This is a genomic window from Muriicola jejuensis (assembly GCF_010671595.1).
Lineage (GTDB): Bacteria > Bacteroidota > Bacteroidia > Flavobacteriales > Flavobacteriaceae > Muriicola > Muriicola jejuensis.
The window spans coordinates 20,052-36,530 of record NZ_JAABOP010000001.1 but is presented as its reverse complement, the minus strand read 5'-3'; the positions used below and the strand labels follow the sequence as shown (position 1 = coordinate 36,530).

General features: G+C 38.8%; 14 protein-coding genes. 5 read left to right on the top strand and 9 right to left on the bottom strand.

All coding sequences use genetic code 11. The features are described 5' to 3' along the window. The first annotated feature begins 558 nt into the window (after positions 1-558). The 5 genes from GWK09_RS00155 to GWK09_RS00135 all read left to right on the top strand — a co-directional run bounded on the left by GWK09_RS00155 (position 559) and on the right by GWK09_RS00135 (position 4,801). Positions 559-1,134, top strand: coding sequence for a DUF502 domain-containing protein (locus GWK09_RS00155; protein ID WP_163691008.1), 576 nt, complete (start codon positions 559-561; stop codon positions 1,132-1,134). A gap of 178 nt (positions 1,135-1,312) precedes the next feature. Then, positions 1,313-1,933, top strand: coding sequence for a hypothetical protein (locus GWK09_RS00150; protein WP_163691007.1), 621 nt, complete (start codon positions 1,313-1,315; stop codon positions 1,931-1,933). A gap of 327 nt (positions 1,934-2,260) precedes the next feature. Beyond that, positions 2,261-2,728, top strand: a complete 468-nt coding sequence (locus GWK09_RS00145) for a YqhA family protein (protein ID WP_163691006.1) — start codon at positions 2,261-2,263, stop codon at positions 2,726-2,728. Between the two features lie 550 nt (positions 2,729-3,278). Beyond that, complete coding sequence (locus GWK09_RS00140) at positions 3,279-4,001, top strand: DUF3575 domain-containing protein (RefSeq protein WP_163691005.1); 723 nt, start codon at positions 3,279-3,281, stop codon at positions 3,999-4,001. Positions 4,002-4,078: 77 nt separating this feature from the next. Further along, complete coding sequence (locus tag GWK09_RS00135) at positions 4,079-4,801, top strand: porin family protein (protein ID WP_163691004.1); 723 nt, start codon at positions 4,079-4,081, stop codon at positions 4,799-4,801. Positions 4,802-4,916: 115 nt separating this feature from the next. On the opposite strand, the gene GWK09_RS00130 is transcribed toward GWK09_RS00135, so the two are convergent. From GWK09_RS00130 to GWK09_RS00090, 9 genes are all read right to left on the bottom strand, one after another. After that, positions 4,917-6,080, bottom strand: coding sequence for a BamA/TamA family outer membrane protein (locus GWK09_RS00130; RefSeq protein ID WP_163691003.1), 1,164 nt, complete (start codon positions 6,078-6,080; stop codon positions 4,917-4,919). A 109-nt stretch (positions 6,081-6,189) separates the two neighbouring features. Further along, positions 6,190-6,615 carry a DUF2141 domain-containing protein gene (locus tag GWK09_RS00125; protein ID WP_163691002.1) on the bottom strand — a complete coding sequence of 142 codons (426 nt, stop codon included), beginning with the start codon at positions 6,613-6,615 and terminating at the stop codon, positions 6,190-6,192. Positions 6,616-7,323: 708 nt separating this feature from the next. After that, positions 7,324-8,802 carry a cardiolipin synthase gene (gene cls / locus GWK09_RS00120; protein ID WP_163691001.1) on the bottom strand — a complete coding sequence of 493 codons (1,479 nt, stop codon included), beginning with the start codon at positions 8,800-8,802 and terminating at the stop codon, positions 7,324-7,326. Between the two features lie 130 nt (positions 8,803-8,932). After that, on the bottom strand, positions 8,933-9,946 hold the full coding sequence (locus GWK09_RS00115) for a DUF4421 family protein (RefSeq protein WP_239530522.1): 1,014 nt from the start codon (positions 9,944-9,946) through the stop codon (positions 8,933-8,935). Between the two features lie 380 nt (positions 9,947-10,326). Further along, entirely contained in the window at positions 10,327-10,752 is a 426-nt protein-coding gene (locus GWK09_RS00110; protein WP_163690999.1) for a DUF2141 domain-containing protein, read from the bottom strand. 144 nt (positions 10,753-10,896) lie between these two features. Further along, complete coding sequence (locus GWK09_RS00105; protein WP_163690978.1) at positions 10,897-11,499, bottom strand: hypothetical protein; 603 nt, start codon at positions 11,497-11,499, stop codon at positions 10,897-10,899. A gap of 101 nt (positions 11,500-11,600) precedes the next feature. Continuing rightward, positions 11,601-12,062, bottom strand: a complete 462-nt coding sequence (locus GWK09_RS00100) for a hypothetical protein (RefSeq protein WP_163690998.1) — start codon at positions 12,060-12,062, stop codon at positions 11,601-11,603. A gap of 89 nt (positions 12,063-12,151) precedes the next feature. Beyond that, positions 12,152-14,464 (bottom strand): patatin-like phospholipase family protein, encoded by a 2,313-nt coding sequence (locus GWK09_RS00095; protein ID WP_163690997.1) that lies wholly within the window; start codon positions 14,462-14,464, stop codon positions 12,152-12,154. A gap of 369 nt (positions 14,465-14,833) precedes the next feature. Further along, on the bottom strand, positions 14,834-15,763 hold the full coding sequence (locus GWK09_RS00090; RefSeq protein WP_239530768.1) for a BamA/TamA family outer membrane protein: 930 nt from the start codon (positions 15,761-15,763) through the stop codon (positions 14,834-14,836). Positions 15,764-16,479: the final 716 nt, after the last annotated feature.

The window sequence follows — 16,479 nt, the reverse complement described above, 5'->3', positions numbered from 1 at the left end:
GGCGAAGCCGTAATCCTGAATATCGAAATTCCAAATCCCAAATTCCAAAACTACGCGAGCGGAGCGAATGGTTCACTTTACTGTAAACCACCCCCTTCAGGATCACGGCGAAGCCGTAATCCTGAATATCGAAATTCCAAATCCCAAATTCCAAAACTACGCGAGCGGATCGAATGGTTCACTTTACTGTAAACCTCCCCCTTCAGGATCACCGACTGAAAGGAGGTAATCCTGATTATAAGGTCAGGAAATAAACTATTTGAGCGGAGCGAATGGTTCACTTTACTGTAAACCACTCCCTTGTGGATCACGGCTTGCCTGCCGTGAGGCAGGCGCAGTCTTAATACCGCGATCCCGGACAAAAAAACCGATGCTTGCTTCTATTGAGCTGACCGCCAAGATGCACTGTAAAAGGATGATTAGTAAAACTATTAAAAGAGTCGCAAACTGAAACTGACATCAGTTACAACTCAGTTATTGCAACATTGCTTTGCAAAAGGGGTGCTTACAGGATGCGTGTTTTTTCTTAAATTCATGAACTAATTTAATTCAATAATTATGAAAACCTTCTTCAGCTTTATAAAGTCAACCCTCTTAGGCGGCATCTTATTTCTGTTGCCTTCGGTATTGTTGATAATAATATTAACCAAGGCATATTCCATCTTGGAGAAGCTTTCTGAACCATTGTCGGAAAGACTGCCTGAAAGCGCTTCAGGTTTTAATTATGGCATTTTACTCACAATAGTCTTGTTACTTACTATTTGCTTTTTTAGCGGGTTGCTGATTCGTTCTGCTTGGGTCAATAAGAGGATTAGCAAACTGGAGAATACGGTTCTTGTTAATATTCCGGGCTATAGTTTGATAAAATCGATTACGGCTGATGCCGTTCGTGCTAAATCCGATAAACATCTACTGCCCATTACTATCCGGGATGGCGACAGTTGGAATATTGGGTTTTTGGTGGAAGTGGGTGATAAGGTGAGTATGGTCTTTATTCCGGATGCCCCCAAGTACGACGCTGGAGAAATGAGGGTGGTAGCTTCTGAAAATGTTCAAAAACTGAATATCAGCACTAAGGATTTTTTAAAATCGATTAAAATCTTCGGCAAAGGAATAATTCATCACATGGACTGATTCTGTATTGAGGTGTGCTCCGAATGGATTTTTTTCCATTAATCCAGGGTTAGTAACAAACAATGATGAAGGTACATAGTTCCAGAAAGCTAAAAAAAACTATTTTAGCGATGCTATAGGGACGGATCAAACCCCTGTGCTATATACCATAGAAAGAACAATTATTATTTTGTAAATTATGAAGAATATCAACATAAAAAGCAGTTACCTTTTGAAACCAGTTTATATAATCGTTTTAAGTCTATTATTTACTTCTTGCGCAACGACCTATTTAACAGATAGCATAGCTGTTTCGGAGAAGCAAGCTTCATTTGAAAATATATTGATCTATGCCAATTCAAAAGATCAGGTGAATAAAATCAGGTTTGAGGAACAAATAAAATTAGAACTGAGTGCTTTACAAAAAGGCAGTAAAACCAGTGCGGAGGTAAATGTGACCTCCAATGATCCTGATGTAATTATAAAAACATTGCGATCACAAGGAGTAGATGGTGTAGTTGTGACCACGCTTTTGTCTGAGGATGAATATCAAAATGTCATCCCGGGCACACCCAGTACGTATTATTATCCCAGGCGTTTTGGGCGGTATTGGGGGGCCTACCCTGTAACAACCTGGTCACCGGATAGGGTAGTAACCGGTAAAAAGTACTCTTTTCAATCTGCTTTATACGATTTGAGAAAACAGGAGGACAATCTCATTTGGGTGGGTAAATTTCAAATAAAGGACCCGACGAACATAGAGAAAGTTATCAATAAAGTGGCAGCCGAATTGGTTGCTGCTATGCAGGATAAGTTGTAAAAGCTTGGATCCAACTACATTGTAAAGCATGAGCGCTTGTTATATCCAGATTCTCTTGTTATAAATCTTCATAAAAAACGCTTTTTATATGCAAAGGTAGGCATCTCCAACGTTAGATCATTCTGGGGATAATAATGTAAAACCTCCTTCAAAGCAAAGAGGCCGATTCAAGATCATTTCATTTAAAGGCCATTCCGGGGCGCAGCTATCTTAGGGTAAAGGTTTGGACGACAAATTAAATTAAGGTTATGGCACTGTGAGCATAGTAATTGCCATTGCCGGAAACATTTTAAATGACAAAATAATTAAATAACCAAAATTGAAATCATGCGAATAGAAAGAATGTTTAGGATCAGGTATCTGGCATTGGTAATTTGTATTTTGTTTCTTATATGTGGTTTTATTTCAATTGGTTTGGGTGTCAAACATATTGTATTAAGCATTCTAGAAGTAGGAAAGGGCGCACAGGGCAAGCCTGGAATTCCTTTGATAGAGGCAGTGGATACACTACTTTTTAGCCTGGTGGTATTGATACTGTGTGCCGGAATATTCAAACTGTTTGTCGGGTTTAACAATAACATAGGGGAAGGACCAGTAATTGCCGAAATAAAAACCTTTAAAGATCTTAAAATTCTTTTGTGGGAAACCCTTTTGTTGACGCTTACCGTTTGGACCGCTTTGGGATTTTTTGAACACCCGAATAATTTGAAATTTGAACAGTTGATATTGCCAATTAGTATTTTGCTCATGGCAGCTGCTTTGAAGTTGGTTAAAGGTTTTAGAATTGGAAAATAACCGTATCTCTGGGTTCATTCGTATGAATTTCCTTAAAAACAGAACTTTGAATAAGGGATATGGTCTTCTTTCCCACGCAGAACAGGTTCTCGGATATTACCTTGGACCGGATTATACGTAGAGCCAATCGCCAAAGCGGAAATGACAAGATGAAACCTTAATGGGGTGGAATGTATATTTTAAGTTGGTCTCTGAGACCCTTAAGCAGGTGCAGGGGTATCTGGCACATCGATTCTTGGCTTGGTAAGTACGGGTTTTGATTTTCGTCCATGGAGGCGAAACGTCCCTTAGGGATCTTAATAGGGCACTGCTTTTTGGTTTGTATCATGGTGCTGTATTCGAATTCCGCTGGGCTGCCAGATTCTGAGTGTTGTTGGTATGCAAGACCCTACGTCTCAGGCGAGGGATCCGGTCGGAAGCTATGTGTTTCTTTCCTTTTTTTACTCAGAACTTTTTTATTTTTTTTATAAAAAAAAAAGGCCTTCTTTTAAACGAGGGTGTTACTTTGTTTCTTTAAATTTAATAATTACTAATTCCTAAAATATTTATTATGAAGTGTTTCATTCCAATACTTATATTCGGATTTATGGTGCCTGTTCTGGGGCAGGAAACACCTCCTAATCGTGAGATGAACAACGAAGTGGGCATCATCTTAAGCGATATGATAAATGGTTCCCTTTCCTTTAATTATGAAAGGGCTTTAGGAAAACATATCAGTGTAGGATTGATCGCCGGCTATAAAACAGAGCAGGGCCTAATAGCACTATCCGGCCTTGATACTGACTTTGTAAAAACTGGGGATATTAGTTATTCGGGTACCCGGTTTATTCCGGAATTCCGGTATTATCTTACTGAAAAAGGGCAGGGAATGCTGAGCGGATTTTATTTTGGGGCCTATCTGAAGTTTATAAACTTTACATCGGACATCGATGGTATTTTTATCTCCAGTGAAGGAGAAAACTTCGATTTTTTATATAAAGGGAACATCAATGTAGCCTCCTTAGGCCTTATGGTAGGGTATAAGCTGAAAATTTCCGACAGGTTCAATATAGATTTCCTTATTGCCGGCCCGGGAGCCAGTAATTATAAATTCAGATTGAGAAACATCATCCCACCCCCGGATGAATTTTATGATGCCTTGAATGAAGCCCTTAAAGAATACAGTTTATTCGACTTGCTCAATGCAGATTTAGAATTTAGGGACAATAAATTAAATGAAAAGATATTGCTTCCTGAATTCAGGTATGGGATCAAGCTGTCCTATGCTTTCTGAGTAATTTATAAAAAGCATGGAGCACATCCAATTCAGATAAGGAATTAATTAATTAATTAATACAGATAAAGTATAGTATGTCATTTAAAAAACTTCTTCTCCTTCTTCTGTTGTTGTTAACAGGTTCGGCAGCGCATTCCCAGATTCTCATGTCGCTTTTATTTGGGGATAAACTTAATTCAGATGGCCTGGAATTTGGCCTGGAAGTTGGGTTAAATTCCTCCTATATTTCAGGCCTTGAGGCAGATAAAAGGTTATCTGCCTTTAACATAGGTTTTTATTTTGATATCCGCCTGAAAAACCAATGGCACCTTTATACGGGTGTACTGGCCAAATCCAGGCTAGGTGCGAATAAATTGTCAGAGGAAGACCTAACGTTTTTAGGCATTACTCCATACGAACAGGAAGGAACCTATAGCCAAAGAATCAATTATTTCCTGTTGCCGGCCTTTTTGAAGTATAGTTTTGGCAACCGTATCTATCTGGAAACGGGGCCACAATTTGGAGTTAGGAACAAGGCCTGGGTTGAATTTAATGCTAAAACCGATGATAGTAACTTACGCATCAGGGATTTTAATAAAGGGGCTATAAATTTCCTTGATGCAGGTTGGGTCATCGGAACAGGTTATAAACTAAGACCTGATTCAGGAGTAACGATCGGCATAAAATATTATTCCGGTTTTACGAATGTATATAAGGATCAAGCGGGTAGCAGAAATAACTCTATTTTCCTGAAAGCAAATATTCCCATAGGGGCACATAAATCAGAAAAAAAAGCAAAAAACCCCGCCAATGAATAAGAAAACCATCCATTATCGAAACAGGATGGCCTGGTGCCTTACAGACGCTTTCGCAGGCAATAGAATGAGGAGGATTGGGTAAGATTATTAGGATACTTCGTCCATTATTAAGGAATTACCAGGACTTTCCAAAAACAACATAAAAGGCAAAATCTTTACCATTGCCCCATGCAAAGTCTGTACCCATATCTACACCGAGTTGTCTGGCTATTTTGTACCTAAAACCGGTGCCAATTGTATAGGCCCAGTCTTCCGACCCAAAATTTTTGAATTCAGAAAAAGCCTTCCCTCCGCCGAAAAATCCCAGTAGTGACCACCGTCTGTAAATATTATAATTCCATTCGGTTTCAGCAACCATTGTATTATCTCCTTGATAGCGCATAGCAGGAACGCCCCTCAGGTTGATAAATGGATATGCATAAAACGGTGCATCGCCAAGCAGGTAACTCCCCTGAAAGCGCCAGGAGGATCTTAACCGGGAAGTCACAGGCAAATAACCGAAAAAATCGGTAGACAGCGAGCTGAAATTATCGGAAGAGCCCAACCACTCTGCACTATAGTTCAGGGCAAACTGCGCATTTATCCCCTTGGTAGGCGTAAAGGCATTGTTGCGGCTGTCATAGCTAATACTCGGTTTAATGGAACTGATCTTTGAATTGACATTTAACCTTCGCAGGATTGCATTGATAATTGGCTGGTTTGGGATAGTGTCAAAGGAAATATCTGCATTAAAAAACGTATAGGTAGCCCCTGCGTAAAATTTCGATTTTCCAAGCCGAAGCTCAGCCTTCTGTAAGACCACCCAGGAATCCAGATTGATCCCTATAGGATTACCATCCAGGATGGAGCTGTTGTTGCCGTAGTATTTATAATTCACATCTGGTTTAAATACGGCTGTTATGGTACGTACCCGGTTCTCGCCGAAGATATGACTGTGAAAGGCCCCAGCTCCCCAGGTTTTATTCGAGGTATATAACCCCGCAACCCCTGTTACATTTGGAGGCACATAGGTATCGTATTTTTTCTTTCGTTTGTGAAAATACAGGATCGCTGCCCCGCCGCCGTAGCCCACTGCTGGCTCTGTTATTGGAATTATAACCGGTAATACCCCATTGGCCTCCAGCAGGAATTGGCTCAGGTCGAAGGCCCCGTCTTCCGGATCCTTAAAACTGAGTTTCTTTTTTTTCGGGATGCTGTCCGATTGTGCCTCTACAAAGCCCGGTCCAAGCAACAAACCCAACAGGAGGCAAATTCTAATTAGTCGCGATAAAATCAGCATCTGTTGTGGCTTTTGCAATACATATTGTATCAAATACTTAAAAGTTAAATTAATCCAGGGAAAGATCAAAAACTACTTTAAAGAGTTTAAAATACGAAAGGTTACCTTATCAATCCATAAGTTTAATGCGTATTTTTTTATCGGCATTCAAAATGATACTTGTTACTTCAAAAGAAGGGGCTTTTAGTACGGGCTTTATATTATTGGAAAAGCCATAGGGCTCTTTTGGAATTCCAATAAAATTCAAATTACATTCCTGATCCCCGTTGATGTCATGAAACAATGCAATGGCATATTCATTATGGGGTAAATCTTTTATGACGGCATTCAATTCTGCTGAGGTGACCTCAAAACATTCTACCCTGTATGCTTTGCCCTTTTCAGGAAATACCTCACTATCATTGTATACAGCTATCTGGATTTTTCCTTTCACCTCATTGATACCTAAAATCTCAATTTCCAATTGTGCATTTTGAGAAATGGCATTTTGTGAAAGAACACACAATATGAGGATTGACCATATGTATTTTTGCATTTTTTTGGTTTTAATTCCAGCGTTCAGTAGACGTTGAATAAGTGAATCAAATCACTTAATCGTCCATATTTCAAGAGTCGAGGATGAGGTTTTATCTTAAAAAAAATAACTGACTTTTAGACCGTTCAAAAATATAACAATCCTATGGATAATACACCTATACCAAAAGTATCCACCGTTTTATTTTCCCTGTACACCAAAACTTGGCATTCTGGCTTTCAAGGTATAGTAAGGTTTAATGAATTATACACTCTTTACTAAACACTTTTAGTCATGGTTGGCTCCCTGCTATTTTGCCAGAAGGCTACTTACTTTTTTTCTAAAAATGGGATTTCCTAACCCGCAATACATTGCCAATGGGTATACCGCACTCCGGCATCCAAATTGTTTGCAATTTCAAACCTTTCTGCGTTTAATCTGTAATGACTTGCAAAACTTACTGAACTCCGGGTATAGGTAAAGCCGACATAAAAAAATAATAGGAGTAAATAATCTTTAAGCTTAAGTTCATCGCGCTTTGGCATTGGATTTCAGATTTCCTTAGGTTTTTGGCCAGTTAGTAAACCAAAAATACACAGAATCGGTTTTTGGCTAATAGCCTTTATTTATTCCTAACGCTCAGCGAATGTTTTATCTAAAATTCAATTTTTAATGGTAACCTGGTTATTTTCTTCTAAATTTCAGGCTTAGCCACACATACAGCAAGTGTCAAAGGAATGAGGAGATCAAACGGGCTGTGGCATAGACCAACATGTTTAATTTTGGCTGCATCATCCATTCACTGCAATTTATTTCAACGGATTCCTTCAAATCCGCTATAAAGGCATCTTCCAGTTCTTTGGCAAAATCAGGGCTATAAATTACAGACATAATTTCAAAATTCAGGTCGAAACTGCGTAAGTCCATGTTGGCTGTTCCTACAATACTCACAATACCATCTGCCACAACGGTTTTGGCATGGACGAATCCCTTTTTGTACAGATAGACTTTTACGCCAGCCTGAAGCAGTTCCCCGAAGTAATATTTAGCAGCTGCACCCACCAGGGCCGAATCGGATTTTTGGGGTAATAACAGCCGCACATCAACACCGCTTTTCGCTGCCAGTGTAAGTGCGTCAAGTATAGTTTCGTTCGGAATAAAATAGGGATTGGTGATGTATAGCTTTTTTTTTACCAGGGTAAAGAGCCTGGCATAGCTTAACATAATGTTCGACATGTTATAAATGGGCCCGCCGGCAATGATCTGAGCCAAGCCTATTTTATTTTCCTTTAGTTCGGTCAGTTCCTTTTGGGGAAGGACTTCCCTTAAAAACAACGGCTTAGTTTGACAGGCATTCCAGCTCACCATAAAGTGACGTTGTAAATTCATTACCCCGGGACCGGTAATCTTTATGTGCGTATCTCGCCAGTAGAGTCCTGTGTCAATTGAATTATCATACCGATCAGATATATTTATACCCCCTACAAAACCTACCTTACCATCAACAATAACAATCTTTCTATGATCCCTGTGGTTTAGCCTGTTGGCCAATCCTGCCAGTTTAACTTTGATTATGGGATGAATTTCAACACCACCGGCCTGGAGTTCCGCAACAATGTTGTACCTGATTTTCCGGCTAGCATAGGCATCATAAATGGCCTTCACCTTAATGCCTTCTTTAACCTTTTGCAAGAGAATGTCTTTTATTTGGTTGCCCCGTATGTCATTCTCCCATGCATAATATTCCATATGGATGTAATGTTCGGCATTCTTGAGTATTTTGAGCAACTCCGGGAATTTTTCTTCACCATTAAGTAATAATTGATAATCGTTAAGGGACAGGTTTTCATCGCCCAGGTTTTTCAGGAAAAGGGCAAATCCGGAATATTGGGCGAGTACCTCTTTATGATCGGCTATTAACCTATTGGTTTCATTTTTAAAGTGTGATTCAAATTCGTTTGAAACCTGGCTGTAAGAAGCCCCTATTTTTTTATTTGATCTGCCCCGTCTGGTATTAATACCGAAGGAATAATAGAAGGCGATTCCCAAAACCGGAAGAATCAATACCAATAGGAGGTAGGCGAGTGTCTTTGATGTTTTTGTAGTATCCAATAAAATCCGGATCGTGGTATAGATCAAAAACAGGGTATACAACAGGCCAATAATGTAAACAAAGGATAAACTTGTGTTTGAGAAAGTTGCATTCATGTCGGGATACATCAATTTGTGCTACTTAGGGGATGGGAAACCATGATCACGAGTATATGGTAGTAATCGATGAACTGTAAAATTTGCATAAAACATAGTACAAACAGGCTATTTAGCCCTTGAAATTATACTACGAACCTCTCTTTTTCTTCCTGGGGTGAACAATTTTCTTAACGATCCGCGGCGCATCAAACCTATATCCTACATATACTTTTGCATACAAGGAATTATTGGTAATGTTGGTTGTATTATCTGAAGTGTACCACGTGGTTTCAAAATTGAAATTACCCCCAAAAATAATTTTGCTGGAACTATAGCCCAACTGCAATCCGCCGTCAAATGATATGGGCCAGGAGGTTTTTTTTTCGGGTGCATCTACGCCTTCTTCCTCTGCAGTTGAAAATCGGATCCCCAGGCCAGGAGATAAAAAAAGAGAAGCGAACCAGTTTTTTTGGAAGACATAAGTGTAGTAGTAATCTGGGGATAAACTGATATCAAAACTTTTTTCGAAGGAATTGGAGTCATCACTTTCCAATATCAAATTGGTATACCCGTAACGCAGGGTCGGTATCAAACTTCCGGCACTTTTAAGTTGCCATTCCGTATTGTAAACCACATTCCTCAAGGAAAAATTTGGATTTAGGACAAAAGAGGTAGCACCACCCCAAAAAATGGTCTCAAAATCTGGAAACTGTATGTAGGGATCTTGCCCTTTGATCCACGATGGAATAAAATCCTCTGTATTTTCAACATAAAAGCTTTTCACATTTTTATACTGAAGGGTTTGAGTCCATTGTCCAATAAAAAAGCGAAAACTGAAGTCCTGGTAGGTAGATTCACCTTTGAGTTCATTCTCGTTGTTTCCTGGCAGAAATTTTGGAGAAAAGCCAATACTTACTCCAATAAAGTCATAGTCTAAAGACAAACTAAGTTCCAATTGATTGTTGGTCTCAAGGCGAAAGTCTGAACTGTTTTCTGATTTAACCGAGTAGGACTCTGTTTGTGTATCGACATTCACTTTCAAAAGAATTTTATCCACAAACGATCGAATTGCCGTTGAATCATTATTTCTAACCTTCTGGCAGACCACCCCGGAAGTAAAGCAGAACAGGCAGATTAGAAAGATTGAATTTTTTAAAGCCATATATCGTTATCGATTAATGCCGGCTTGCGGCCGGATTAACTAAACAGAAACTTTCTAACTAAATCAAGACTATTCCGATCTGCGTTTACGAATATCGTATCTTCAAAGAAAGAGAGGTGTAAGGATAAGCCTAACATATTAAAAGACAACTGTTTACTAATTGTATTTTGGTTTATTTATGACAACCCCCAAAACAGTAAATGCGAACCGTATATAACGAAATTCCAATTTCAAAAACAGTTACATCGGTGCCATCAAAGCCATGGGAATAGACAAGCTGCCAAAGCTGCCAAATAGATTAGGTAAGACCATCGCAGTATCAAACGCCAAATGGAATTCACCTTTGCTCCGCCTACAATCCCAAACCTCTCCTACCAGATCTAAAGATTTATGGTTATATTTTTATCCTTATCTGATAACTCAAACTTCGCATTTTTCCATTTTGGTGGCCCCATGAATCCTTTCGCATCATTAGAACAACCAAAACTTTCAATAGGAATTCCTAAACTATTGGTATCCATTTCGCCATTATCATTTTTATCATGAAAAACCGAGACGGCATAAACACCTGCAGGAACATTTTTAAAAGTAATTACAGAGGTTTTATTCGATATCACATTAATTTCCCCTTTAATTTCCTTCTTTAAAAAATCTTCTTCATTATCGTATAATGCAAAAAACATTTTGCCTTCATCATTTTTTGCATTTTTTACCTCAACCTTAATCTCAAAGGTTTTCTGTTCTTGCGCATTGACAAGTGAAACAACAAAAACAAATAGGACAACATACTTTATTGATAAACCCATAGGCTTTTATTTTAAATCAATTCAAATAAAACGAAGCTGTTCTTTATAACAGTACTTTGTAATTCATTCCTCTTTACTATCGTACTAAAGTTTTAAACCTTGCACTATATTCAAAATTTATATGCTTTATAATTTCAACGAGTTTCAAAGCCAATTTACTTTTAAGGGCTTTGTTAGTTGAAATGTTGCTTCTGTCCCTGGAGGAAAATAAATTGATTCACCTGGAGTAAGTAATCCCATGGCACCTCCAATGGCAGCACCTTTACCTGCACCTTTGCCACCGCCAAATACAGCTCCAATACCAGCACCAATTGCTGCTTTCCTAATAGTATTACCTGCTTGCGCTTCAGTAGTTACAACTTTAGTTTCGGTTTCAACTCCTTGCAGGTAATTATCTATAATAAAACCACCAACAGTAACCGAAAAAGTACTTCCTCTGCGATTTGTATTATCCGAGACAAGGACATTCATTTGAACTATTGTACCTTTTGGTATTACTATTTCCCCTTTTGAAGTTACATCTTTATCGAGCTCGACGAAGAAATTGTCACCGGCATTAAAATTTTTTGCTGATATTCCTTTCGTAGACTTAATGAACAAAATAGTGCCTACTGGAAGAACAGGTACTTCCTGAAATAATCCTTCAGATGATTTAGGATAAGGCGAAAGATTGGAAAAAGAAGAGGTATAGCTACTTAGCAGCAATACCACTATTAACATCATTAAACTTTTTGCTTTGATTTTCATACATTTTGGTTTTTAGAATTAATACTGATTTAAAACGAGCTTTATTTAAAATGTTCTTTTGGTATAGACGTTACACATCCCCTCAGTGATTGAAATGACATTTATACGCTATTAAACGCAACACCGGGATTAAGGTCTAAGGAAACTTGTCCTTTGAAAAATGGGATACTGATCATTGGGGCCAGCCACCATGTGCGATAGCTGTCTGTGAGTCCACCGTTGGAATATAATCCGGGGTCACCTCCAATACCGCCGGCCATGGCCAAACCTCCGTTTTTCTGTTTATTCTCGTAGAGATTGCGTTTGCCCCATACAGCGGTCCTGTAATTGGCTGTGTTGTCGTCATTTTCATACGTTGAAAAGGCACCCACAAAAAACTCCCATTTATTGGCCAATGCAAATGAGGGTTGAATACCCATATACTCGGTGCCTGCCGTTAACGTTAAATAAGATGGTCCATGGGGCATGGCCCAATAGTTATCGTTTTTGAATTGTTGTGCCATTAAATTATGACTAAAACAAAACAGGACAATTAATAATCCGGTTAAAATAACAGATTTCATACAAGCAATAATTTAATCAAAAAAGGTTGATCCCTGAATTGTTGTATCCTGTGGTTTACTATTTTGGCCGCATACATCTTGTCATCAAATTAGCGATTAAACGGAATACCAACGCTGAGAAATACCCTTACTTTATTGATGTCGTTGGTCCATGAAAAACTTAAATCGACAGGCCCTAAAATGGATTTATACGACACCATAGTTCCAATGGAGAAAAGAAGACTAGTCTGGTCAGAATCTTCCCAGCTGCCCCTGGGAGAAAATACATTTTTAGAAAACTCTTCCAGGTCACTAAAGCCTATGCTACCAAGGTTTATATTTGGGGTAATATAAAAATTGTTAAAAACATCCAATTGGGACGCTACTTTTAAAACGATAAATTGGCTTGTAATTACTTCGTCTTCCTGAAGTCCTTGAAATCCTACAGTATTTGACCTCAGTATTGGTAAGTTGCCTCCTAAATAAAACAGTTGTGGAAAACCTGCATTATAAAATGAAATTTCATTCTCTTCGTCCTTATCCGCAATGGTAAACCCCATGGATGCTTCAAAAATGCCAGTAACCTTATTTCCTAATGGCAGTCTTTTGTGATAATTGCCCTGCAAATTTGTAAATCCATAATTGAGACCTGCAAGGCTTAACGCTTCCGCGTCTGAAAAGAAAACACTGGCTCGCTGTTTAATAGACCTGTTTACAGTGGCATTAATACTCGTTCCTTGTTTTGGATAAAACACCTTATCCATGGTGTTGCTGAAAAAATGCGCATCAAAACCTACATACGAGGCATAGTATTGGTTCAATACAAGGAGGTTGTCTCTGAATTCTGAATTGGCCGTTGGGTCAATGTTTACGTACTCATAATTAAACCCTAAGCCTGCATAGCTGCTTAGCGAATTAATATTTCTGTTTATTTGGTTTTTAAATTTCACAGATTTTTCCCTGTAGTCATCTGCGTATTGCCCATTAATAAAAATACGTTGAATCAGTTGTTTGCCGATACCCTCAGAGCGCCACCACCATTGTTTTTTTTCACCAAAGTTTTTTTGTACCTGTAGCATACCTTTTGGTTGTTCTGCAATATCAAGGGTAACGAGCACTCTAGAGGCTTCACCTAAAAGATTTCTCCCCGTGTAATTGCCCACTAACCCGATCCCTCTGTATAAATCATAGTGAACGGAAGCATTAAGTCTGTGGTTTGATTTTTCAAAACCCGTTATTACCAATTCTTCGTTATTAGCCGCACTTAAGTCCAAATAAATTTTTCTAAAAATATCTGTGCCCATGGATCTTTTAATCGCTGCAACCAGATCTTCAGAAGTATAGACATGATCTTCTTCCAAGCCCATTCGGCTCTTTAGTAATTGCAGGTTATCTTCACTGATATTTTTGTACGTTATTTTACCAAAGCTAACACTGTCTTTAAATACAGGGAGCGCTATTTCTCTTTGTTTAAAACGAGCCAACTGCAGGCCCAATGCTGCTAATTCTCCAATCTTTTCCTTCGAAGCAATTTTCCCCTCTTCATAAAGTTCCGTGGTTTTATTAAAGTCGCCTGTGGAGTAGGTTAAATTGGGAACATGATCGATCATAATATTAACCAATGCTCTATTGGAGGGGTACATCCTATAATTTTGCACCATTGTTGTTTGGAAAAGAAGATCGGAAATATTGTCTAAACCTTCGATATCTTGAGCCCCTCCCGAAACATCGCTGCCAATTATAATGTCTGCCCCCCATTCCTTGGCTATGTTCGTGGGAAAATTATTGAGTATACCGCCGTCCACTAAAATGGTATTCTTATATTTTACAGGTTCAAACACCCCGGGAATAGACATACTTGCGCGCATGGCTGTAGCCAGTGAGCCATCTTTAAGAACAATCTCTTTAAAATTTATAAGATCTGTTGTTACTGATCTAAAAGGTATTGGCAAGTCATCAAAATTAGTGTCCTTATAAAAGGGAGCGGTTAATGTGCCCAGTTTCAACCTTAAATTTTGATCATTCAACAGATAGGGTGTTGTTTTTGGTGCACCATCAACAATATCCAATCCTATTAAATACTTCTCATTTTCGCTTTTCTCTTCAACGCTCACATCATTGAAGGGGGTCTTTTCATAAAGTAGATTATTCCATTCCGTTGTATTTACCAGATACGCAATTTCATCGCCGGAATAGCCCATGGCATATAAACCTCCTATAACGCTTCCCATGCTGGTTCCTACTACGATATCCGGTACGATATGTAATGAATCCAAAGCCTGCAGCACGGGGATATGGGCCACGCCCTTTGCACCCCCTCCACTTAAAACGAGCGCTATCTTAGGCTTCTCGTTTTGCGCAAAAAGGACAACGGGTAATTGAATTAGAATTACCAATACGAACCACAACAAATTGCGAATCACAAAAATACAGCATTAAAATTTCAACAAATAATAGCATCAATGATTGACCCAAAGCAGATGGAGCATACATCATAATGACCATTTTGTAATGGTTCAATAGCTCTTACAAAAACCTCCGTATCCTATATCACCTACTACTAAACGGCATGTGAACTCGGCAGCTTAGTGCTTTACCCCTTTTATTAACCAGCCCTGTTTACGGATCAAATACCGTTTTCACTTTCGGATTAGCATGGCAGCATTTCAGGATCTTCACATACTGAAGCTACAGTTCATATCAGAAAGAAACTGGCCTCTTCTTAAATCAAGAATTCTAACTTATTCATAGGAAGGAAGAATAGACCCTGATTTTAATTAAACACCGACCTGTTAACGGCCGAATGATTCGCCAATTCTAAAATAAATACCCCAATCGTCCTTACCAAGAGCTGCATCAAGGCCAATATTGATCCGCATTTGTTCTATGACCATATATCGTATGCCAACACCTCCGCCCGGTAAAAATGGGGCATTGTCTAATTCTGAAAACGAATCAAAGGCCGTGGCCATACCAAAAAAACCAACTACCCCAAACCTGTTCTGAAAACGGTGGCGGTATTCTGCCTGCAGGGTATAGACCTGATCGCCTCGATAACGGCCCTCAGAGTACCCCCTGATATCTTCTTGCCCTACCACATTCTGCCCCTGAAACGGGACATCGCCCGCTGCTATGGATGCATGTAACCTTGTTGCAATGATATCGCGTGGCGATTTAATGGGGATAAAATGATTATAGGAAATGCTATACATCTCAAAGTCATTATCGCTCCCCAGCCAATCCCTGAAGAAATTATTTCTAAAATATAGGTAGTAACCACTATATGGATTTAGTTGGTTATCGCGCATGTCAAAATTAAAGGAATACCCTATGGTATTCATACTGCGTGTATCGGTCGCAAGATCGGGGGGAATAAAATCAGGAAGGTCAAAGACCGTTTTAGAATTGGCATATATCCCCAAAAGGCCAAAGTACAGTTTGCTGAATAATCTACGATCTATATTAAGCAATCCGAAATCGGCTTTGGTATTAAAGCCAATAAAGGCACCTCCTCCAAAAACAGGGATGTCCTGAAAATATTGATAATTAATATTGCCTGCTCCTATTGCAGCGGTTACACGCCATCTATCTTCATTGATGTATAAGCGCTGAAATAAGGCACCAAACCAGGTACCGTTGGTTGTATACGAACCAAAAATACCAGTAGAGGATACCGGTGAGATAGTATCGTTCTTGCTTATTTTGTAAAACATCTGCCCCATCACTCCAAGGCTAAACCCCGTACTATTGCTGAAACCTACGACAGGTACCGCGGCAAAATTGACCTTTTTAGGAGGTTTTGATTCTTCCTGAGCACTGCTGTATGAGCTGGTGATACATATAAAAAGTAGAACGGTAACCCTGTAAATGGATCTAATGGTTGGATTCTTCATGGTAGTTTATTTTTCAAAAATAAAAACAAGTACAGGAGCTCTTTTTCTATCTCCGCATCTGCTCATAAAAACATTTGTGATACTAAGTCTTTTTTAAGCATGTATTTGGAATTGGAAAAAAACGCAACACATTTGGCTGAAACCAGTGAAAGATTTCCATTATAGTGATGGTTTATTCCAATGTCACTGCCCTTATTATTTTCATATTTATATGCAAAAACAAGCATTCCTGGCGTTACTATCTGATTATTAATTTCATCTGTATTGCATCTTAGCTGCAAAAGGAATCATTAATGGCCCTTAAGCCATTTTACGCTTCGGAATTTATATTTTCCAATAGCGGTGTTACCCGTGCTATATGGCTTGTTACCTATATCTTCAACTCCAGTCAAAAAAACTGAAAATGGGATTATTCCGTGTAATCAGGCAATCATTATGTATTTGACTCAAAGACAATTTGTGAATCTTCCTTTTTAAAGAGGCTTTTTTCTCAGCCTTAAGTTAAACATCAAGAAATAACTGTCTTCAAAATCCAAAGGGGAATG